This is a genomic window from Actinacidiphila sp. DG2A-62 (assembly GCF_035825295.1).
Lineage (GTDB): Bacteria > Actinomycetota > Actinomycetes > Streptomycetales > Streptomycetaceae > Actinacidiphila.
Genome location: NZ_JAYMGI010000002.1, coordinates 3,792,221 through 3,812,800, shown reverse-complemented (window position 1 = coordinate 3,812,800; position 20,580 = coordinate 3,792,221). Strand labels below are relative to the sequence as shown.

General features: G+C 73.6%; 18 protein-coding genes, 3 tRNA genes and 1 pseudogene. 14 read left to right on the top strand and 8 right to left on the bottom strand.

Annotated elements, in window-relative coordinates; all coding sequences use genetic code 11:
• The first annotated feature begins 143 nt into the window (after positions 1-143).
• The 4 genes and pseudogenes from purD (at position 144) to VSR01_RS16845 (ending at position 6,306) form a co-directional block, all read left to right on the top strand.
• Complete coding sequence (gene purD / locus VSR01_RS16860) at positions 144-1,400, top strand: phosphoribosylamine--glycine ligase (RefSeq protein WP_326450035.1); 1,257 nt, start codon at positions 144-146, stop codon at positions 1,398-1,400.
• 435 nt (positions 1,401-1,835) lie between these two features.
• The gene (locus tag VSR01_RS16855) at positions 1,836-3,431 is read left to right on the top strand and encodes a hypothetical protein (protein ID WP_326450034.1); all 1,596 of its coding nucleotides are present in this window, start codon (positions 1,836-1,838) and stop codon (positions 3,429-3,431) included.
• A 345-nt stretch (positions 3,432-3,776) separates the two neighbouring features.
• A complete protein-coding gene (locus VSR01_RS16850) occupies positions 3,777-5,309 on the top strand; it encodes a N,N-dimethylformamidase beta subunit family domain-containing protein (protein ID WP_326450033.1) in 1,533 nt (510 codons plus the stop codon).
• 96 nt (positions 5,310-5,405) lie between these two features.
• A pseudogene (locus VSR01_RS16845) lies at positions 5,406-6,306 on the top strand (phosphoribosylaminoimidazolesuccinocarboxamide synthase).
• 60 nt (positions 6,307-6,366) lie between these two features.
• On the opposite strand, the gene VSR01_RS16840 reads toward VSR01_RS16845, so the two are convergent.
• The 4 genes from VSR01_RS16840 to VSR01_RS16825 all read right to left on the bottom strand — a co-directional run bounded on the left by VSR01_RS16840 (position 6,367) and on the right by VSR01_RS16825 (position 7,179).
• Positions 6,367-6,442: transfer RNA gene (locus VSR01_RS16840), tRNA-Gly, on the bottom strand.
• A 111-nt stretch (positions 6,443-6,553) separates the two neighbouring features.
• Positions 6,554-6,629: transfer RNA gene (locus VSR01_RS16835), tRNA-Gly, on the bottom strand.
• Positions 6,630-6,659: 30 nt separating this feature from the next.
• A tRNA-Gly gene (locus VSR01_RS16830) sits at positions 6,660-6,730 on the bottom strand.
• Positions 6,731-6,861: 131 nt separating this feature from the next.
• A complete protein-coding gene (locus VSR01_RS16825) occupies positions 6,862-7,179 on the bottom strand; it encodes a histone-like nucleoid-structuring protein Lsr2 (RefSeq protein ID WP_326450032.1) in 318 nt (105 codons plus the stop codon).
• 418 nt (positions 7,180-7,597) lie between these two features.
• On the opposite strand from VSR01_RS16825, the gene purS reads away from it, so the two are divergent.
• Genes purS through purL form a run of 3 tightly spaced genes read left to right on the top strand, consistent with a single transcriptional unit; the run spans position 7,598 to position 10,790 of the window.
• Entirely contained in the window at positions 7,598-7,843 is a 246-nt protein-coding gene (gene purS, locus VSR01_RS16820) for a phosphoribosylformylglycinamidine synthase subunit PurS (protein WP_326450031.1), read from the top strand.
• Entirely contained in the window at positions 7,840-8,544 is a 705-nt protein-coding gene (gene purQ, locus VSR01_RS16815; protein WP_326450030.1) for a phosphoribosylformylglycinamidine synthase subunit PurQ, read from the top strand. The genes purS and purQ overlap by 4 nt, the downstream gene beginning before the upstream one ends.
• Complete coding sequence (purL, locus tag VSR01_RS16810) at positions 8,541-10,790, top strand: phosphoribosylformylglycinamidine synthase subunit PurL (protein ID WP_326450029.1); 2,250 nt, start codon at positions 8,541-8,543, stop codon at positions 10,788-10,790. The genes purQ and purL overlap by 4 nt, the downstream gene beginning before the upstream one ends.
• A 120-nt stretch (positions 10,791-10,910) precedes the next feature.
• Here the strand turns inward: purL and VSR01_RS16805 are convergent, their stop codons facing one another.
• Positions 10,911-11,312: a PIN domain-containing protein gene (locus VSR01_RS16805; RefSeq protein WP_326450028.1), complete on the bottom strand. Its 402-nt coding sequence runs from the start codon at positions 11,310-11,312 to the stop codon at positions 10,911-10,913.
• Positions 11,297-11,551 carry a type II toxin-antitoxin system Phd/YefM family antitoxin gene (locus tag VSR01_RS16800; RefSeq protein WP_326450027.1) on the bottom strand — a complete coding sequence of 85 codons (255 nt, stop codon included), beginning with the start codon at positions 11,549-11,551 and terminating at the stop codon, positions 11,297-11,299. Before VSR01_RS16800 ends, VSR01_RS16805 begins: the two co-directional genes overlap by 16 nt.
• A 77-nt stretch (positions 11,552-11,628) precedes the next feature.
• Between VSR01_RS16800 and VSR01_RS16795 the strand changes: the two genes are divergently transcribed.
• The 5 genes from VSR01_RS16795 to purM all read left to right on the top strand — a co-directional run bounded on the left by VSR01_RS16795 (position 11,629) and on the right by purM (position 16,607).
• Positions 11,629-12,363 (top strand): PGPGW domain-containing protein, encoded by a 735-nt coding sequence (locus VSR01_RS16795; RefSeq protein ID WP_326450026.1) that lies wholly within the window; start codon positions 11,629-11,631, stop codon positions 12,361-12,363.
• Between the two features lie 173 nt (positions 12,364-12,536).
• The gene (locus VSR01_RS16790) at positions 12,537-12,740 is read left to right on the top strand and encodes a DUF4177 domain-containing protein (protein WP_326450025.1); all 204 of its coding nucleotides are present in this window, start codon (positions 12,537-12,539) and stop codon (positions 12,738-12,740) included.
• Positions 12,741-12,823: 83 nt separating this feature from the next.
• Entirely contained in the window at positions 12,824-13,627 is an 804-nt protein-coding gene (locus tag VSR01_RS16785; protein WP_326450024.1) for a maleylpyruvate isomerase family mycothiol-dependent enzyme, read from the top strand.
• Between the two features lie 271 nt (positions 13,628-13,898).
• Entirely contained in the window at positions 13,899-15,416 is a 1,518-nt protein-coding gene (gene purF / locus VSR01_RS16780; protein ID WP_326450023.1) for an amidophosphoribosyltransferase, read from the top strand.
• 96 nt (positions 15,417-15,512) lie between these two features.
• Entirely contained in the window at positions 15,513-16,607 is a 1,095-nt protein-coding gene (gene purM, locus VSR01_RS16775; RefSeq protein ID WP_326450022.1) for a phosphoribosylformylglycinamidine cyclo-ligase, read from the top strand.
• 42 nt (positions 16,608-16,649) lie between these two features.
• Here purM and VSR01_RS16770 read toward each other — a convergent pair whose 3' ends face one another.
• Positions 16,650-16,910 (bottom strand): DUF3073 domain-containing protein, encoded by a 261-nt coding sequence (locus VSR01_RS16770; RefSeq protein WP_326450021.1) that lies wholly within the window; start codon positions 16,908-16,910, stop codon positions 16,650-16,652.
• Positions 16,911-17,191: 281 nt separating this feature from the next.
• Positions 17,192-18,328, bottom strand: coding sequence for a Leu/Phe/Val dehydrogenase (locus VSR01_RS16765; RefSeq protein WP_326450020.1), 1,137 nt, complete (start codon positions 18,326-18,328; stop codon positions 17,192-17,194).
• Positions 18,329-18,530: 202 nt separating this feature from the next.
• Here VSR01_RS16765 and VSR01_RS16760 point away from each other — a divergent pair, with 202 nt between their 5' ends.
• Together VSR01_RS16760 and bldC are read left to right on the top strand one after the other, a co-directional pair.
• Positions 18,531-19,376, top strand: a complete 846-nt coding sequence (locus VSR01_RS16760) for a hypothetical protein (RefSeq protein WP_326450019.1) — start codon at positions 18,531-18,533, stop codon at positions 19,374-19,376.
• A 591-nt stretch (positions 19,377-19,967) separates the two neighbouring features.
• Entirely contained in the window at positions 19,968-20,174 is a 207-nt protein-coding gene (gene bldC / locus VSR01_RS16755) for a developmental transcriptional regulator BldC (RefSeq protein WP_003949541.1), read from the top strand.
• The last annotated feature ends 406 nt before the right edge of the window (positions 20,175-20,580 follow it).

Here is a 20,580-nt window from a genome sequence, read left to right as displayed (position 1 = left end):
CTTACCGCCGAACGGCTGAGCGTGGCGAGGCGCCCCCGGGGGATCCGCCCGCACGTGCCGTGTGAACAGGTGGAGACCCGCTGCGGCCGTCGCCCGAAAGAGTGAGGTCGGCCGTCCGGCGCGGGCCCACTACCCTGGTGCGCGTGAAGGTCCTCGTCATCGGCGGCGGCGCCCGCGAACACGCCCTGTGCCGCTCCCTGTCCCTCGACCCCGACGTGACGTCGCTGCACTGCGCGCCCGGCAACGCCGGCATCGCCGAGGTCGCCGAACTCCACCCGGTCGACGCGCTGGACGGCGCCGCGGTCGCCGACCTGGCCGGCTCGCTCGGCGCGGACCTCGTCGTCGTCGGCCCCGAGGCCCCGCTGGTGGCCGGCGTCGCCGACGCGGTACGGGACCGGGGGATCGACTGCTTCGGGCCGTCCCGGCAGGCGGCGGCCCTGGAGGGCTCCAAGGCCTTCGCCAAGGACGTGATGGCGGCGGCCGGCGTGCCCACCGCCCGCTCCTACGTGTGCGCCACGCCGCAGGAGGCCGACGCCGCGCTGGACGCCTTCGGCGCGCCCTACGTCGTCAAGGACGACGGGCTCGCCGCCGGCAAGGGCGTCGTCGTCACCTCCGACCTCGACGCCGCCCGCGCGCACGCGCTCGCCTGCATCGGCGCGGGCACGGGCGGCCGGGTGGTGATCGAGGAGTACCTCGACGGACCCGAGGTGTCGCTGTTCGCGGTCACCGACGGCGAGACCGTCGTCCCGCTGCAGCCCGCCCAGGACTTCAAACGCGCGCTGGACGGCGACGAGGGCCCCAACACCGGCGGCATGGGCGCGTACTCGCCGCTGCCGTGGGCGGACCCCGGGCTGGTCGCCGAGGTCGAGCGGACCGTGCTGCGGCCGACCGTCGACGAACTGCGCCGCCGCGGCACGCCGTTCGCGGGCCTGCTCTACGCCGGGCTCGCGATCACCTCGCGCGGGGTGCGCGTCATCGAGTTCAACGCGCGGTTCGGCGACCCGGAGACGCAGGTCGTGCTGGCCCGGCTGCGGACGCCGCTGGCCGGGCTGCTGCGGGCCGCGGCGACCGGGCAGCTCGCGGACTTCCCCGAGCTGCGCTGGAGCGACGACGCGGCGGTCACCGTCGTCATCGCGTCGCACAACTACCCCGGCGCCCCGCGCACCGGCGATCCGATCGGCGGGCTCGCGGACGTCGCGGAGAAGGACGAGCACGCGTACGTGCTGCACGCGGGGACGCGGATCGCGGACGGGCAGGTCGTCTCCGCGGGCGGCCGCGTGCTGTCCGTCACGGCGACCGGCGAGGACGTCGCGACCGCCCGCGAGCGCGCGTACCGCGCGGTGGACCGCCTCAGCCTCGACGGCGCGCACCACCGCACGGACATCGCCGCGGCCATCTGACTTACCGAGCCAGCTCCCCCGGCCGGCTCCGCGCTGAGCGTCACCCACCGGGGGCGCGGGGAACTGCGCGCTCAGCTGTCCACATGCCGGTGGTCCGGAGCGGACCGATCTTCCCCTTCGGGGCGGTGGCGATCTGCGGGCGCGTGGTGGCTCGGCGCGCAGTTCCCCGCGCCCCCGGTGGGTAGCGCGCAGCGCGGAGCTGAGGGGGAAGGGCGGAGCCGTCGGCGCAGGGGAAGCGGGGGAAGCCACTCCAAGGAGTGATGCGTGGGCCATATGGGTGACTCCGCGCGAGACCCCAACTAGGGTGCCCCGAAAGCCCCCCGCGGGGACATTGCGGCAATCAGCCCTACCGCATTGCGATGTCAGCGGGCGGTGCGACAGTGGGGAGAGGGCCGTCACCGTGACGGCCGCCGTAGCGCTGGGGGTGAGCCGCCGATGGCCGGAGAGACGGGCGAAGCCGTCGCGCGGGCCCGCGCCCTCGCCGTGCTCCGGGTGCGCGGCGCCGCGCTCGCCGCCGCGCTGATCCCCGCCGCCGTCGCGGTCGTGCTGCACGCCGCCGCGCTGACCGGCCACCTCGGCGCCGCCTGGACCCCCGCCCGGTGGGCGGTCACCGCCGTCGCCCTCGCGGTCCTCGCGGTGGCCGCCGCCGTCGCCGCGGTGATCGCCCGCGCGCGCCCCGCGGCCGCCCCGACCGTGCCGGTCGCCGAGTCCGCCGCACCCGACCTCTACCGCCTCGTGCGCGAACTCGCCGAGCGGCTCCACGTCCCCGCGCCCGGCGCGATAGAGCTGACCCCGGACTGCGACAGCTGGCTGGAGCCCGGCGGCGGCCCGGGCTCGGCGCGGCCCGAGCCCGTGCTGGTGATCGGCTCGCCGTTCCTGTGGTGGATGCGCGTCGCCGAACTGCGCGCGCTGCTCGCCCCCGTGGTGGCCGGCACCGCGCCCGCCGCCGACCCCGAGATATCCGCCGCCCGCCGCTTCCTGCGCGGGGCCGACGCGGCCGCGGGGGTCGCGTCGGCCCGGCGGACACGGGCGCTGCGCCCGGCGTACGCCCTGCTCGGCGGGGTCGTACGGCTGCTGCTGCGCGGCTGCCGGGTGCACGCGGGCGAGATGGAGCGCGCGGTCGCCGCCGCGGCGTCCGAACGCGCCCAGGCGGTCGACTACGGCCTGCGCATCGTCGCCCAGGAGCAGGTCGGCCTCGCCTACGCCGGCTGGGACCGGCTGCTCACCCGCGTCGCGCTGCCCGCGTGGCGGACCGGGCGCTGGCCGGCCCGGCTGGACGCGGGGGTGGTCGCGGCGCTCACCGAGCTGTCGCGGCGCGACCGGCTCGCGGAGGGCTTCGAGTCGCGGCTCGGCGAGCGCCCCGCGTGCGACCTGCTGGAGGAGCCGGGCGTGGTCGACGAGGCCGTGTCGCTGCTGGCCGCGCGGCTGTTCCACGGCGGGCCCGGGCAGCCGGGGCCCGGCTGGCAGCCGGTGAGCTGGGCGCGCTATCCCCAGGAGGTGGTGGAGCGGATCTGGCGCGAGGAGGCGGCCCGGCTGGTCCGCGTCCTCGCGGAGGTCGGTACGCAGGCGCCGGCCCGCGCGCTGTCGCCGGTGGCGGGCGGCGTCCTGGTGGGCGGCGAGCCGGGCGGCGCGGACGGCGGGGCGACGCTCGCGCGCGTCGTCGAACGCCTCGCGGCCGGCTCGCCGGAGGAGGTCGCGTCGGTGGTGGCCCGGCTGGAGGCGGAGGTCGGCCGCGCGGCCGGCGCGGCGACGCGGCCCGCGCCGCTGGCGCCCGCGTGCCTGCCGATGCCGGTGCGCACCGGGCGGGATCTGCTCGCGGAGCATGTCGTGGCGGTGGTGTGCTGTGCGGTGCTGGACGCCTCGGGCGGCGTCGCGGGGTTGGACTGGCTGGACGGCCCCGCGCTGCTCGTCGGCGGCGTCCGCCGTACGGGCGAGCTGGCCGCGCCGGTGGCCCGCCTGGTCGACCACGCGGACCCGGCCCCCCTCCTCACCCTCACCACGACATGGGGCCTGCGGCCCGGCTCCCCCTGACCCCGCCGGCGTCGCGCCGGGCGCTGCCCTTCAGGGGCGCGGGGAACTGCGCGCTCAGCCTCCCCCGGAGCTCCGCCTGGGAGGCACCCTCGGCCGATGGCGGGTTGCTCGCGCCCCCGCGGCGCCGGCCGCACGCACCACGCAGCCCCGCGCCCCCGACGTGCGCGGCGTCCAGCGCCGGGGGGACGTAGGGGCCGAACCGACGCCGGAGGCGGGAATGCGGACGAAGCGTCACGGCGGGCACACCTCGTGTGATGTGCTGGGCACAGCAGACCGCACGGTTGCACCGGGCGAAGGAGTCCGGCCCCGCGAGAGGGCCATCGCGCCCGGGGGAGGGGATGGGGAATGGCGCAGACGCGACGCTGGGAGTCCGGCGCACTCGCGCACGGCGTGTCCGACCCGTTCGGCCAGGGCCCGCTGCCCTGGCTCCGCGGCGAACCGCAGTACCTCGGCGAGGAGGGCCAGGTCGTCCCCTGGTACGTCGACCTCGCCGCGGGCACCGCCGGCAGCGCGGGCACCGCCGGGGCCGCACACCCCGCCGGCGCCACGTCCCGCGCGCACTCCGGCCGTCCCCACGTCCCCGGCCCCCGCACCGCCGACGACGTCCGCCGCCAGATCAAGGGCTTCGCCACCCAGAGCGCGGTCGAGCCCGGCTCGGCGATCGACTTCCGGATCACCGTCGACCCGCCGCAGGAGTACACCGTCGACGTCTACCGGATCGGCCACTACGGCGGCGACGGCGCCGCCCAGATCTCCGCCAGCCCCCGCCTGGCCGGCATCGCGCAGCCCGCGCCGCTGGCCGCCGGCCGCACCGTCTCGTGCCACCACTGGTGGCAGTCCTGGCGGCTCCAGGTGCCGTCGTACTGGAAGACCGGCGCGTACGTCGCCGTGCTCACCACCAACGACGGCTACCGCAGCCATGTGCCCTTCACCGTACGGGACCTGGACACCCCCGCCGACCTGCTCCTGCTGCTGCCGGACATCACCTGGCAGGCGTACAACCTCTACCCCGAGGACGGGCGCACCGGCGCCAGCCTGTACCACGCGTGGGACGCCGAGGGGAGGCTGCTCGGCGAGGAGGAGGCGGCCACCACCGTGTCCTTCGACCGCCCCTACGCCGGCGCCGGTCTGCCGCTGCACATCGGCCACGCCTACGACTTCGTGCGCTTCGCCGAACGCTACGGCTACGACCTGGCCTACGCCGACTCACGCGACCTGCACGCCGGCCGGATCGACCCGACCCGCTACCGTGGCCTGGTCTTCCCCGGCCACGACGAGTACTGGTCGCCGCCGATGCGCCGCGCGGCGGAGGCGGCCCGCGCGGCCGGCACCTCGCTGGTGTTCCTGTCCGCCAACACCATGTACTGGCAGGTCGACCTCGCGCCGTCCCCGGCCGGCGACCGGGACCGGCTGCTGACCTGCCGCAAGCGCCGCGGCGCGCCCCCCGGCCGCAGCGCGCTCTGGCGCGACCAGGGCGAGCCCGAGCAACTGCTGCTCGGCCTGCAGTACGCCGGCCGGGTGCCGCAGCCGGCGCCGCTGGTGGTGGCCAACGCCGACCACTGGCTGTGGGAGGCCACCGGCGCGGGCGAGGGCGACGAGATCGACGGCCTGGTGGCGGGCGAGGCCGACCACTACTTCCCGCGGGTGCCGCTGCCGGAGTCCACCGAGCGCGTCCTGCTCGCCCACTCGCCGTACCAGGCCGCGGACGGCCGCCCCGGCCACCAGGAGACGTCGCTGTACCGCGCGCCCAGCGGCGCGTACGTCTTCGCCTCGGGCACCTTCGCGTGGTCGCCCGCGCTGGACCGGCCCGACTGCGTCGACCCCCGCATCCAGCGCGCCACGGCCAACCTGCTCGACCGCATCTGCAAGCGGGACTGAGACCCCGGCGCCGGCCTCCCGCGGCGGCCCGTGCCGCCGCTTCCGGACAGGTGCGGGAGAATCGGGGCGGAAAGCACCCAGTTGGGGAGGACGCCCATGCCCGGATTCGTCGACAAGCCCGAGCCCGTACAGGTGCCGGGGCTGGTTCATCTGCACACCGGCAAGGTGCGCGACCTGTACCAGAACGCGGCCGGGGAGCTGGTGATGGTGGCCAGCGACCGCACCTCCGCCTTCGACTGGGTGCTGCTCGACAACATCCCGGACAAGGGCCGCATCCTCACCCAGCTCTCCCTGTGGTGGTTCGACCAGCTCGCGGACCTCACGCCCAACCACGTGGTGTCCACCGAGGTGCCGGCCGGCGCCCGCGGAGTGGGAGGGCCGCACGATGGTGTGCCGGCCGCTGACGATGGCGCCGGTGGAGTGCGTGGCCCGCGGCTACCTCACCGGCTCGGGGCTCGCCGAGTACCAGGAGCACCGCACGGTGTGCGGACTGGCCCTGCCCGAGGGCCTGGTGGACGGCTCCGAGCTGCCCGCGCCGATCTTCACCCCGGCCACCAAGGCCGCGGTCGGCGACCACGACGAGAACGTCTCGTACGAGGAGGTGGCCCGGCAGGTCGGCGCGGACACCGCCGCCCAGCTGCGGCAGGCCACCCTCGCCGTCTACTCCCGTGGCCGGGACATCGCCCGCGAGCGCGGCATCATCCTGGCCGACACCAAGTTCGAGTTCGGCCGCGACGAGGACGGCGCGCTGGTGCTCGCCGACGAGGTGCTGACCCCGGACTCCTCCCGCTTCTGGCCGGCCGACCAGTGGGAGCCGGGGCATCCCCAGCCGTCCTTCGACAAGCAGTTCGTCCGCGACTGGCTCACCTCGGACGCCTCGGGCTGGGACCGGTCGGGCGAGCTGCCCCCGCCGCCCCTGCCGCAGCAGATCGTCGAGCAGTCCCGGGCCCGCTACGTGGAGGCGTACGAGCGCCTGACCGGGACGACGTGGGCGTAGCCGGCCCGGCCCGCGGACACGGCGAAGGCCCCGGTCGGTCGACCGGGGCCTTCGCCGTGCTGGAGCGGACGACGAGATTCGAACTCGCGACCCTCACCTTGGCAAGGTGATGCTCTACCAACTGAGCCACGTCCGCAGGGCGTGTCGCTACTGTACCCGAAGCGTCCGGGAGGTGAGAAACGGGTTCCGCACACCTGGCCGGGACACGGCGAAGGCCCCGGTCGCTTGACCGGGGCCTCCGTCGTGCTGGAGCGGACGACGAGATTCGAACTCGCGACCCTCACCTTGGCAAGGTGATGCTCTACCAACTGAGCCACGTCCGCACGTGCTGCGATCACTGTACCAGTGACCAGAGCGGGCGACAGGAATTGCACACTGCCCCTCCCCCTGGAAGGGGGGCGCTCTACTACTGAGCTACACCCGCACGCCGCCTCGACCTGGGCTTTCCCGCTGCTGCGGTGGCCCCGCCCTCGGCGTGGTCCCCACACTAGCGGACATCAGGGGGTGGCTGTCCAATCGGGGCCGACCGCCCGCGCGTCCGGCCCCGACGCGGCGTCAGCTCGCCCGGTTGAACGCCTCGTAGACCTTTTTGGGGATGCGCCCGCGGGCCGGCACCTCGAAGCCGTTCGACTGCGCCCACGCGCGCACGGTGGCCGGCGTGGGGGCGATCGGGGTGCGCTTGTAGGCGCGGCCGGAAAGGGTGCGGCGGCGGCCGGCCTCCACGTAAGGCGCGAGTTCCTTGCGCAACTTGTCCGCATTCTCGGACGAGAGATCGATCTCGTACCACTGTCCGTCGACGCCGAAAGCGATGGTTTCCTCCGCTTGGCCGCCGTCCAGGTCGTCGGCGAGGGTGACCAGTACGCGTTGCGCCATAAGGTTCGGTCCTTTCATTACGCCATCGGCTCGCCGGGCGACGGCGACAGGGCTGCCCGGTGGTGCTGTTCGAGATAATTCCCAAGCAAGCGGCGCCGCAAGCGTGAGAGCCGCATCACTTCGCACGGGGACCCTATGTTTTCTTCGGGGGTCAGCCCAAGTAATCCGCCAGCTGATACATAAACGTGATCGAAGATCTCGGCGCCTTCGCCGGCGGCCGAGGGGGTGTCCGCCGGTACGCCGCGCGATGCGACCGGTGGTGCGCCAGGGGGCGCGGGGAGGCGCGCGGGAGTGCGAGGAAGAGGTGCGAGTGAGTGCTTCGGGCAACCAGATGTGACCCACACGTATGTCCACGCGCGTAGATTTTCCCACCCGGTACGCTGAGGGAACCTCACGCACCACACCACCGGGAGTGCCAGTGGCACGCGTCGTAGTCGACGTCATGCTCAAGCCGGAGATCCTCGACCCCCAGGGCCAGGCGGTGCAGCGAGCACTGCCGCGCCTGGGCTTCGAGGGGATCTCCGACGTACGTCAGGGAAAGCGCTTTGAACTGGAGGTCGAGGGTCCCGTCGACGACGCGGCCCTCGCCCGCATTCGGGAGATCACGGAAACGTTTCTCGCCAACACCGTGATCGAGGACTTCAATGTAAAGGTCGAGTCGTGACTGCACGCATTGGTGTCGTCACATTCCCGGGAACACTGGACGACCGTGACACCGCCCGCGCGGCGCGGCTGGCCGGCGCCGAAGCCGTGCCGCTGTGGCACCGCGACAAGGACCTCAAGCAGGTCGACGCGGTGGTGCTGCCCGGCGGCTTCAGTTACGGCGACTATCTGCGGGCCGGCGCCATCTCCCGTTTCTCGCCCGTGATGGAGACGATCATCGCCCAGGCGAAGGACGGAATGCCGGTGCTGGGCATCTGCAACGGTTTCCAGGTCCTGTGCGAGGCGCACCTGCTGCCCGGCGCGATGCTGCGGAACACCGAACTCCACTTCGTCTGCCGGGACCAGCGGCTGCGGGTCGAGACCGCGGCGACCGCGTGGACCGCGGACTTCACCGCGGGCCAGGAGATCTCCATTCCGCTGAAGAACATCGACGGCCGCTACACCGCCGACGAGCGCACCCTGGACGAGCTGGAGGCCGAGGGCCGGGTGGCCTTCCGCTACGCCACCGCCGGCCCGGTCGCCGACGGCTACGGCAACCCCAACGGGTCGCTGCGTGACATCGCCGGCATCACCAACGCGGCCGGCAACGTCGTCGGCCTGATGCCGCACCCCGAGCACGCCGTGGAGCCGCTGATCGGCACCGGCCGCACCGACGGGCTCGCGTTCTTCACCTCCGTACTCAAGAAGCTGGTCAGCGCATGAGTCTCGACACGGTCAAGCAGGCCGGCCAGACGCCCGAGGCCGAGCAGCCCTGGAAGGAACTGGGCCTCAAGCAGGACGAGTACGAGCGGATCAGGGAGATCCTGGGCCGCCGCCCGACCGGCGCGGAACTGGCGATGTACTCGGTCATGTGGTCCGAGCACTGCTCGTACAAGTCGAGCAAGGTGCACCTGAGGCAGTTCGGCGAGAAGGCCCCGCGCACCGACGCGCTGCTGGTCGGCATCGGCGAGAACGCCGGCGTGGTCGACGTCGGCCAGGGCTACGCGGTCACCTTCAAGATCGAGTCGCACAACCACCCCTCGTACATCGAGCCCTACCAGGGCGCGGCCACCGGCGTCGGCGGCATCGTGCGCGACATCCTGGCGATGGGCGCGCGGCCGGTCGCGGTGATGGACCCGCTGCGGTTCGGCGCGGCCGACCACCCCGACACCAAGCGGGTGCTGCCCGGCGTGGTGGCCGGCATCGGCGGCTACGGCAACTGCCTGGGCCTGCCCAACATCGGCGGCGAGGTCGTCTTCGACCCCTGCTACCAGGGCAACCCGCTGGTCAACGCGTTGTGCGTGGGCGTGATGAAGCACGAGGACATCCACCTGGCCAAGGCGTCCGGCGCCGGCAACAAGGTGATCCTCTACGGCGCCAGGACCGGCGGCGACGGCATCGGCGGCGTCTCGGTGCTGGCCTCGGAGACCTTCGACTCCACCGGCCCCTCGCGACGGCCCGCGGTGCAGGTCGGCGACCCGTTCCAGGAGAAGCTGCTCATCGAGTGCACCCTGGAGATCTTCCGCGAGAAGCTCGTCGCCGGCATCCAGGACCTCGGCGGCGCGGGCCTGTCCTGCGCCACCTCGGAGCTGGCCAGCGCCGGCTCCGGCGGCATGCGGGTCGAGCTGGACACGGTGCCGCTGCGCGACGCGACGCTCTCGCCGGAGGAGATCCTCATGAGCGAGTCGCAGGAGCGGATGTGCGCGATCGTCGAGCCCGACAAGGTCGACCGCTTCCTGGAGATCTGCGAGAAGTGGGACGTCATCGCCACCGTCATCGGTGAGGTGACCGAGGGCACCCGGCTGGAGATCTTCTGGCACGGCGAGCAGATCGTGGACGTGCCGCCGCGGTCGGTCGCGCACGAGGGCCCGACGTACCACCGCCCGTACGAGCGGCCGTCCTGGCAGGACGCGCTGCAGGCCGACGACGCCGCCGCGCTGCCCCGGCCGGGCGGCGGCGAGGAGCTGCGGGCGCAGGTGCTCGCGCTGGTCGGCTCGGCGAACCAGGCGTCCAAGGCGTGGATCACCGACCAGTACGACCGGTTCGTGCAGGGCAACACGGTGCTGGCGCAGCCGGAGGACTCCGGCGTGGTCCGCATCGACGAGGACACCAACCTCGGCGTCGCGATCGCCACCGACGGCAACGGCCGCTACGCCAAGCTCGACCCGTACGCGGGCGCGCAGCTCGCGCTCGCCGAGGCGTACCGCAACGTGGCCGCGACCGGCGCGAAGCCGCTGGCGGTCTCGGACTGCCTGAACTTCGGCTCGCCCGAGGACCCGGCGGTGATGTGGCAGTTCGCCGAGGCGACCCGCGGGCTGGCCGACGGCTGCCTGGCCCTGGGCACGCCGGTCACCGGCGGCAACGTCTCGCTGTACAACCAGACCGGCGAGACGGCGATCCACCCCACGCCGGTGGTCGCGGTGCTCGGCGTGATCGACGACGTGAGCCGCCGCACCCCGATGGCCTTCGCCGACCGGGGCCACCTGCTCTACCTGCTGGGCGAGACCCGCGAGGAGTTCGGCGGCTCGGCGTGGGCGCAGGTCGTGCACGACCACCTCGGCGGGCTGCCGCCGGCCGTCGACCTGGAGCGGGAGCGGCTGCTCGGCGAGATCCTGATCGCCGCGTCGCGCGACGGCATGGTCGACGCCGCGCACGACCTGTCCGACGGCGGCCTGGTCCAGGCCGTCACCGAGTCGTGCCTGCGCGGCGGGCTCGGCGCGCGGCTGGTGGTGCCGGACGGCCTGGACGCGTTCACCTTCCTCTTCTCGGAGTCCGCGGGCCGCGCGGTGGTCGCGGTGCCGCGCTCGGAGGAGCTGCGCTTCACCGACATGTGCGGCGCGCGCGGCCTGCCGGCCACCCGGATCGGCGTGGTCGACGGCGACGCGCTGGAGGTCCAGGGCGAGTTCACCCTCCCCCTGGCCGAGCTGCGCGAAGCCCACGAGAAGGCGATCCCGGCACTGCTGGGCTGATCCCCCTCCTCGTACGTCCCCGGGTGCCCCGGCCGCGCCGACAGCGCGCCGGGGCGCCTGCTTGGGGCGGGCGTCTCCGGCGCCCGGCCGGGGAAGGCGCCGGCTGCCGCGTCCGCCGGGTCAGTCGGTGAGGGAGGTGGTGCGGACGCCGGGGAGGGCGTCGAAGGCCGCTTGGCGGTCGTGGGTGACGACGGTGCGGGCCGTGGCGGCGGCCGTGGCGGCGATGATCAGGTCGTGGGCGCCGCGCGGGCGGCCCTGGCGGCGGACATGGGCGAGCAAGCGCGCGTGGGTGCGGGCGACGGTGAGGTCGTACTCCGCCACCGGGACGACGGCGAGGACCGCGGTGACGAAGTCCTCGCGTGCCTGCCGCCGGGCGTCGTCTGCGAGTTCCACGCCGAGGAGCAGCTCGGCGGCGGTGACGGCGGCGATGACCACGTCGTCGTCGGGCGCGAAGGCGACGGCCGCGCCGGTGCGCTCGACACCGATGAGCACCCCCGTGTCCAGGATCAGGCGTCGGGCCATTGTGCACCCGGCTCGTCGGTGAGCAGGTCCCGCGCCCCGCTCACGTCCTCGGCGAAGCGGTCGTCCGGGCGGTGCCCGGCCAGTGCGTCGTTGAGCGCGCCGCCGTTCCCCGTCGGCGCGGGACCGACCAGCGCGAGCCTGCGGCCGGCACGCGTGATCACGATCGTCTCACCGTGCTCGGCGGCGTCCAATACTGCGGCGAAGTTGCGCGACGCCTCGGTGGCGGTCATCAGCTTCATGCCTATCAGAGTATCTGATTTCCCCTTGTCCGGGGCGTAAGCCCGGGTTCTTCGGGCCGCGCGGTTACGGTGAAGGCGTGAGCGCAGCGCGACGGGCGGATCAGCAGGCGGCGGCCGACGCGGCGCGCGCGCGGGACGGGGACGACCGGGCGGGGAGCGCCGGGAGCGCTGGGGCCGCGGGGGCGGGGCCCGATGGCGCGGGCGGCGGCCGGGCGGGGCGCGAGGGGCGGCGCAGGCCCGAGGGGCAGCTGCATCCCGTCACCCGCGTGGTGCTCGGCACGCTCGGCGGCGTGCTGCTGCTGGTCGGCGTGGCGCTGCTGGTGCTGCCGGGGCCGGGCATGCTGCTCGTGCTGGCCGGCCTGGTCCTGCTGTCGCGCGCGATTCCCGCGGTCGCCCGGTTCGAGGAACCGGTCCGTGCCAAGGCCATGGAAGGCGTCGAGGCGAGCGTCGCGACCGGCTGGCGGATCGCCGGCTCGCTGCTGGCCGGCCTCGGCCTGATCGGCGCGGGCGTGGTCTGGGGGGTGCGGCCGGTGTCGTGGCTGCCCTTCGCCGGCTGGAGCACCGGTTCGAGCCTCATCCTGTCCGGCCTGATCCTGCTCGGCCTGCTGGCGTGGAGCTACCGGCGGGTCCGCGGCCGCCGCGCGGCGGCCGCGGGCGACGCCCCGGGCGACGCCCCGGGCGGAGAAGACGCCACGGGCGCTGCCCCGGCCGCCGAACCGACCGCGGAACCGACCGCCGAACCCGGCGCGGACCAGCCCGCCAACCAGCCCGCGGACCCCGCCGGGGACACGCCGGAGTCCCGCGGGCGCTGACCGCGGACCGCCACGCGTGGTTGGCTGTCCCCGCCGCCACCCGTACGGCCCAACGGCGGAACCCGACCGGCCGTCCCGACCGTCGTACCTGTCGCGCGCACCCGCGGGTCTCGTCCCGGGAACCGCACCCGTCCACGCGCCCGCACCACCGACCGCACCCGAAGGGCCCGCACATGTACGAGTACAAGGTCGTCACGTTCCGTGAGTCGCTCATCGGCGACGCCCTGGACAGCGACAAGCTGGAGAAGACCCTCAACAAGCACGCGGAGGACGGCTGGGCGCTCAAGGCGATCACCTCGGCCGACGTCAAGGGCCGGATAGGCCCCGGGGCCGTCGAGGGCCTGCTGCTCACCTTCGAGCGCCCCCGCCAGGGCTGATCCCCGGCGCCCAGCCGGCCCGCCGCCCGCCCGCCGCCCACCGGCCGGGCCGGTCTGTCAGGGGCGGCCGTTAGGCTCGGCGCATGTCTCAGGCCAGCCGCCGCGCGCGGACGTACGACCCCGGCAGGACGTGGGACGCGCTGCTCGCGCAGGTGGAGCACGTGCGGCGCGCCGTGCGGGAGCTGACCGCCGAGCAGTGGGCCGCGGACAGCGGCCTGCCGGGGTGGGACGTGCGGACGCTGGTCGTGCACGTCGTGCGCCAGGTCGACGCCGTGCCCGAGCTGCTCGCGCAGCCGCCGCTGCCGCCGACCGCGCAGGTCACCGGCCTGTCGCGGTGGGCGCTGTCCACCGCGGGCATCGCCGACCGGCTGGACCGGGACACCCGGGAGACGGCCGCCGCGACCGAGGACCCGGTCGCCGCCCTCGACGCGGCGACCGCGCGCGCGGCCGAGCTGCGCGCCGCGGCGGTCCGCACCGACCTGGTCGTCCCGCACGTGTTCACCGCGATGCGCGCGCTGGACTTCACGGTCACGCGCCTGGTGGAGCTGGTCGTGCACAGCGACGACCTGTCCCGGGCGACCGGTGTCCCGGTCACGCTGGACCGGCAGGCCCTCGCCGCGACCGTGCGGGTGCTCGCCGACGCGCTCGCGGCCAAGGCGCCGGGCGGCTCGGTCGAGGTCCGGGTGCCGCCGTACGCCGCGGTGCAGTGCGTCGAGGGCCCCCGGCACACCCGCGGCACCCCGCCGAACGTCGTGGAGACCGACCCGCTGACCTGGGTGCGGCTGGCCACCGGCCGCCTCGCCTGGTCCGAGGCGCTGGACGCCGCAGCCGTCTCGGCGAGCGGCGAACGCGCCGACCTCGCCGCGTACCTGCCGGTGATGGGCTGACCCCGGAACCTGCCGGTGATGGGCTGAGCCCGGAGCCTCCGGGTGCTGCGCTGAGCCCGCGCCCCCCGGCCTCACGCCCAGTGATCACCGCGTGACCCGTCCCGCCCCCGGCCCTCGGTCGCGCCCCCGCCGTAGAAGCGCGTCCCCGCCTTGGGGTTGACGTCACAGCCCCTTGCCGCACAAGGCACTACGCGCATAGACCCGGCGCGAAGCCGCTGATCCGAAGGGTCCCTCGTTCGGACGACGGCCGATCCTGCCCTAGACTCGTGATGTGCCTCGTGGTGACGGACGACTCAGCCACGACCTGCTTCCGGGAGAGAAGGGCCCCCAGGACGCCTGCGGCGTCTTCGGTGTCTGGGCCCCCGGTGAAGAGGTCGCCAAACTCACCTACTTCGGGCTGTACGCCCTGCAGCACCGCGGACAGGAGTCCGCGGGCATCGCAGTGAGCAACGGCTCCCAGATCCTGGTCTTCAAGGACATGGGCCTGGTCTCCCAGGTCTTCGACGAGACCTCCCTCGGTTCGCTGACCGGCCACATCGCCGTCGGCCACGCCCGCTACTCGACCACCGGCGCCTCCGTGTGGGAGAACGCCCAGCCCACCTTCCGCGCCACCGCGCACGGCTCCATCGCGCTCGGCCACAACGGCAACCTGGTCAACACCGTCGAACTGGCCGAACTCGTCGCCGACCTCCCGCAGGGCCCCGGCCGCGCCACCAAGGTCGCCGCCACCAACGACACCGACCTGATCACCGCGCTGCTGGCCGGCCAGACCGGCCCGGACGGCGCCCCGCTGTCCGTGGAGGCCGCCGCCGTCCAGGTGCTGCCGAAGGTCAAGGGCGCCTTCAGCCTGGTCTACATGGACGAGCACACCCTCTACGCCGCCCGCGACCCGCAGGGCATCCGCCCGCTGGTGCTGGGCCGGCTGGAGCGCGGCTGGGTGGTCGCCTCGGAGACCGCCGCGCTGGACATCTGCGGCGCCACCGTCGTCCGCGAGATCGAGCCGGGCGAGCTGATCGCCATCGACGAGCAGGGCGTGCGCTCCTCGCGCTTCGCCGAGGCCCGCCCCAAGGGCTGCGTCTTCGAGTACGTCTACCTGGCCCGACCCGACACCGACATCGCCGGGCGCAACGTCTACCTGTCCCGGGTCGAGATGGGCCGCCGGCTGGCCCGTGAGGCCCCGGTCGAGGCGGACCTGGTGATACCCACCCCGGAGTCCGGGACCCCGGCCGCGGTCGGCTACGCCGAGGCCAGCGGCATCCCGTACGGCTCCGGGCTGGTCAAGAACAGCTACGTGGGCCGTACGTTCATCCAGCCGTCGCAGACCATCAGGCAGCTCGGCATCCGGCTCAAGCTCAACCCGCTCAAGGAGGTCATCCGCGGCAAGCGGCTGGTCGTGGTGGACGACTCGATCGTCCGCGGCAACACCCAGCGCGCCCTGGTCCGGATGCTCCGCGAGGCCGGCGCCGCCGAGGTGCACGTGCGGATCTCCTCGCCGCCGGTGAAGTGGCCGTGCTTCTTCGGCATCGACTTCGCCACCCGCGCGGAGCTGATCGCCAACGGGATGAGCGTCGAGGAGATCGGCGCCTCGCTCGGCGCGGACTCCCTGGCGTACATCTCCATCGACGCCATGGTCGAGGCGACCACCATCGCCAAGCCGAACCTGTGCCGGGCCTGCTTCGACGGCGAGTACCCGATGGACCTGCCCGACCCCGAGCTGCTCGGCAAGCAGCTGCTGGAGGTCGAGCTGGCCGGCGGCGCCGACGCCGCCGACGCCCTGCGCAGGCCGTGACCACCGCAGGAGCCGCGACCGCCATGACCGCCGCCTCCCCGAGCGGCCGCACCGTGGCCGCCCCCGCGACGTACCCACGACACGAAAGTGCCAGCCATGTCTGAGACAGCCGCCGGGCCCACCGGCACCGGGACCACCGGCGCCAGCTACGCCGCCGCGGGCGTCGACATCGAGGCGGGCGACCGCGCCGTCACCCTGATGAAGGAGTGGGTCGGCAAGGCCACCCGCCCGGAGGTCGTCGGCGGCATCGGCGGCTTCGCCGGCCTCTTCGACGCCTCCGCGCTCGCCCGCTACCAGCGCCCGCTGCTCGCCTCGGCGACCGACGGCGTCGGCACCAAGGTCGACATCGCCCGCCGGATGGGCGTCTACGACACCATCGGCCACGACCTGGTCGGCATGGTGGTCGACGACCTGGTGGTGTGCGGCGCCGAGCCGCTGTTCATGACCGACTACATCTGCGTCGGCAAGGTCCACCCCGAACGGGTCGCGGCGATCGTCAAGGGCATCGCCGAGGGCTGTGTGCTGGCCGGCTGCGCGCTGGTCGGCGGCGAGACCGCGGAGCACCCGGGGCTGCTGGGCGCCGACGAGTTCGACGTGGCGGGCGCGGGCACCGGCGTGGTCGAGGCGGACCGGCTGCTGGGCGCGGACCGCATCCGTACGGGTGACGCGGTGATCGCCCTGGAGTCCTCCGGACTTCACTCGAACGGGTACAGCCTGGTGCGGCACGTGGTCTTCGACCGGGCCGGCTGGGCGCTGGACCGGGAGGTGCCGGAGTTCGGCCGCACCCTCGGCGAGGAGCTGCTGGAGCCGACCAGGATCTACTCGCTGGACTGCCTGGCGCTGGCCCGCACCGCCGAGGTGCACGCCTTCTCGCACATCACCGGCGGCGGGCTCGCCAACAACCTCGCCCGGGTGATCCCGGACGGCCTGCGCGCGGTGGTCGACCGCTCCACCTGGACCCCCGCGCCGGTCTTCCGCACCGTCGGCGAGCTGGGCGGCGTCGAGCGCCAGGAGCTGGAGAAGACCCTGAACATGGGCGTCGGCATGGTCGCCGTCCTGCCCGAGGAGTCCGTCGACGTGGCGCTCTCGGTGCTCGCCGACCGCGGCGTGGAGGCATGGGTGGCCGGCGAGATCACGGCACGCGAAGACGGCGCGGTCGCCGTCGAACTGGTCGGCGACCACGCGGGCTGACCCGGTCCGGGAGGCCCGGACCGGGTCAGCGCGCGTGCGGCGTCAAGCGCGGCGACGCTGGGAGGAGGAGCGGGAGTCGTCCTCCTCCTCATCGTCATCGTCGTCGTTGTAAAGATCCGCGTACTGAGCGTACGGGTCGTCTTCCAACTCGTCGTCATCGTCCTCGACTGGCTCCGGATTAACCGGCCTCGACGGCGATGCGCCCAGCTCTTCGGCCAGACGCGAGAGATCCGTGCCGCCGCTGTTGTACTTCAGCTGGCGGGCGACCTTCGTCTGCTTGGCCTTGGCCCGGCCGCGCCCCATGGCTCGACCCCCTCAACGGCGGGGCTCAACGGCCCCGAGTCTTGACACGCGTTCATGATGCGAAGCGGCCTCTTTGGAGGGAGACCGGTCCGTAGGGCCTCAACGGTACCTGCTTCCGACGCCACACGGTACGTCGCCCGCACGACGCGCGTCGCCGAAGGCACTGTTTGCGGCCCTGTCCTGCCTGGTCAGGCCCCATTTTACCTTCTTCTAGCGCGAACTTGCTATCGGGCCGTGCTCTCGGTCACGCGAACCACCCGTCACGCCCCGCGTCGCGCCCGTCACGCCTCCTCGGGACGGCCCCAGCGCGCGGCCGGCGTACGGTCGGCCATCCGCTGCTCGGCCAGCCGGTCGGCGGCGACCGCGGGCGGCACTCCGTCGGCCGCGGCCCGCTCGAAAATGGCCAGCGTGGTGTCGAAGATCCGGGCGGCCTTCGCCTTGGCCCGGTCGAAGTCGAAGCCCTGCAGCTCGTCCGCGACCTGGATGACGCCGCCGGCGTTGACCACGTAGTCCGGCGCGTACAGGACGCCGCGGTCGGCGAGGTCCTTCTCCACCCCGGGGTGGGCGAGCTGGTTGTTGGCCGCCCCGCACACCACCTTCGCGGTCAGCGCGGCCACCGTCGGGTCGTCCAGCGCGTGGCCGAGCGCGCACGGCGCGTACACGTCCAGCGGCGAGCGGACCAGCGCCCGCACGTCGGCCGCCGCGGTCACCCGCGGGTGGCGGGCGGTGATCCGCGCCACCGCGTCCGCGCGCACGTCGGTCACCACGACCTGCGCGCCGTCCTCCACCAGGTGCTCCACCAGGTGGCGGCCGACCTTGCCGACGCCCGCGACGCCGACCCGGCGGCCGCGCAGCGTGGGCTCGCCCCACGTGGCCTGCGCGGCGGCGCGCATGCCCTGGAAGACGCCGAACGCGGTGAGCACCGAGGAGTCGCCGGCGCCGCCGTGCTCGGGGGAGCGGCCGGTGGTCCACTTGTTCTCGCGGGCCACGACGTCCATGTCCGCGACGTAGGTGCCGACGTCGCACGCGGTGACGTAACGGCCGCCGAGCGAGGCCACGAACCGGCCGTAGGCGAGCAGCAGCTGCTCGGACTTCAGCGTCTCGGGATCGCCGATGATCACGGCCTTGCCGCCGCCGAGGTCGAGCCCGGCCAGCGCGTTCTTGTAGGACATGCCGCGGGAGAGGTCGAGCGCGTCCTGCACGGCCTCCTCGTCGGAGGCGTAGGCGTGGAAGCGGGTGCCGCCGAGGGCCGGGCCCAGCGCGGTGGAGTGGACGGCGATCACGGCCTTGAGGCCGGAGGCGCGGTCCTGGCAGAGCACGACCTGCTCGTGCCCGCCCTGCTCGGAGCGGAAGAGGGTGGCGAGCGCGCCGTCCTCGCGTACTGCCTGTCGTACGTCGGTCACGGTGGTGACTCCCATAGTCCAGAGGTGTCCAGAGGTGTCCAGCGGTGTGCGGTGGGCCCGTTCGGGTCGGGGGCCCGGTGAGGTGCTCAGCCCCCCGTAAGGGTGGCGGAGGGCTCGTCGGAGTCAGCGTAGGCCCTGCGGGACCGATCATGGGGCCCGCGTGGGACGATCGAGAGGTCGGACGTCGAGGCACGGCGCAGGCGGCGAGGGAGCGGGTGTGGGCGGTTCACCGGTACTGGTCCCGTACGCGGCTTATCTGCGCGTGTACGAGCCGCTGGCGGCCTTTCCCGAGCCCGAGCGCACCCACTGGTACCGCTACGCCGCCGCGGGCGCCGGGCGCACCGCACAGGACGAACTGCGGCAGTCCCTGGCCGACCTGGTGCCGGTGCCGCCGGTCGCGGTGCCGGTGCACGAGAGCCGGGACGCCTTCGTGGCGGTGGTCGGCGGCGTGACGCACGTCTGCCCGTGGCGCACCCGGCTGCGCGGCTGGCTGGCCATGGAGCACGTCGGCGAACTGCTGCCGGAGCCGGTGCTCGACGCGATGCTGCCGCCGGTGGTGCGCCGTCAGGCCGCCGCGGACCACGAGGCGTGGCGCGAGCGCAACCCCGACGCCAGGCCCTGGATCAGGTCGGCCACCTGGCACGTGCCGGTGCGCTGGTTCGTGCTGGTCGGCGACGACGAGCGGGAGTACGAACCGGCCGGCGCGGGGGAGTCCAAGGAGCCGCTGCTGCGCTACCGCACGCCCATGGTGCAGGCCAGGCGGCGGGTGGCGCGGGGGCTGCGGGTGCTCAAGGACGCCTTGGACGAAGGGCCGTTGATCGACGGGCTGATCGACGTCGGCCGCTGGCTGGAGGAGTTCCACCCGCGCTCGCTGGTGGAGCTGGACTACGGCGGTCTGGCCCATCTCATGGGCGAGGACCGGCTGGTGGCCGACCATTCGGCGGCGGACGTGGCCGAGGGGCTCGCGGCGCTGCGCGAGGGCGACTCGGAGGCGGCGGGCGTGGCGTACGAGCGGCTGACCGACCGGTGGCGCGCGGTGCGGGAGATGCAGTTCGCCAACTGAGCGCGGACGCGGGCGGGATGCGGGTGCGGCGGGCGGGCCGGATGCGCGGACGGCGTCGGACGGCGGGCGGATGTGTGGGCGGGTGTGTGGTCGGAATCACACCAGGGTTGCGCATTCGCCCGGTTGTGAAGGATCTGTGTGCGGGCTGTTGTCTCCTCGTGTCTCTTGAGCCTCTTCGCTTGCCTTCTGCTCTCAGACATGGCGGTATTGGCCCAAGCGTGACGCAGAGCACGTAACCGGACTCTTGCCTGCATCACCATCTGTCATGCCAAAATGGGACATCGGGCCCGCCTCGGGCTCGTTTCGAAGGTGGGGATGTTGCAGATGGTTGAACTGTGACTGATCGTCACGTTGGGGTGACTGTCCGCTATGGCCCGGTCCATCGGCTTCCGTCGAGGTTGAACACCTGAGAGGGCAAATCCATCGGTTTGGCCGACGCGGCTGGACGGATGGTGTAGTTGTAGTGCCGAGGACAAGCCGTTCGTCCTATTACCGACTCGGCCCGCGTCGCCCATTTCGGGCAACGTGGGTCAAGGTGCAGAATTTAGAGGAAAGAACCGCGTTGGTTCGGTTCTCTCGAGGAGGCCGCTCATGACCGCTCGCACCCCTGATGCCGAGCCGTTGCTTACCCCTGCCGAGGTCGCGACCATGTTCCGCGTCGACCCGAAGACGGTCACGCGCTGGGCCAAGGCCGGCAAGCTCACGTCCATCCGCACGCTCGGCGGGCACCGCCGCTACCGCGAGGCGGAGGTCCGGGCGCTGCTCGCGGGCATTCCGCAGCAGCGCAGCGAGGCCTGAGAGCTGTTTTCGGGCGGTGAGCGGGGCCCCCACCCCGCGCAGGCCACCCGGCCCGACGGCCGACTCGCCCCCAACGGGCGGCCGGAGGGAGTGCACGACACGCTCCACGGTTCGGCTCAGCTTCTTGGTTTGACGGTATGAAGAGGATCGCATCGGACTCCGCCGGGTCCGGTGCGATCCTTTTGTGTGCGCGGGGAGGGGGCGTGGCGGCACGGGGGGCCGCCCGCGGCGTGCTTGTGAGGCGTCCGTAGGGTGCTTGCGGGGTGCCCGTCCGGCGTGGGGGTGTGGTGTGCGTGGGGTCCTGGTTGCTCCTGCGACGGGCAGTGCCATTGCACATATTAAATCGAGGGCGTCGCCGAACCGCTCAAGTTCCCACGTTCCGCGACCTTTTTGAGTGACACCCGTC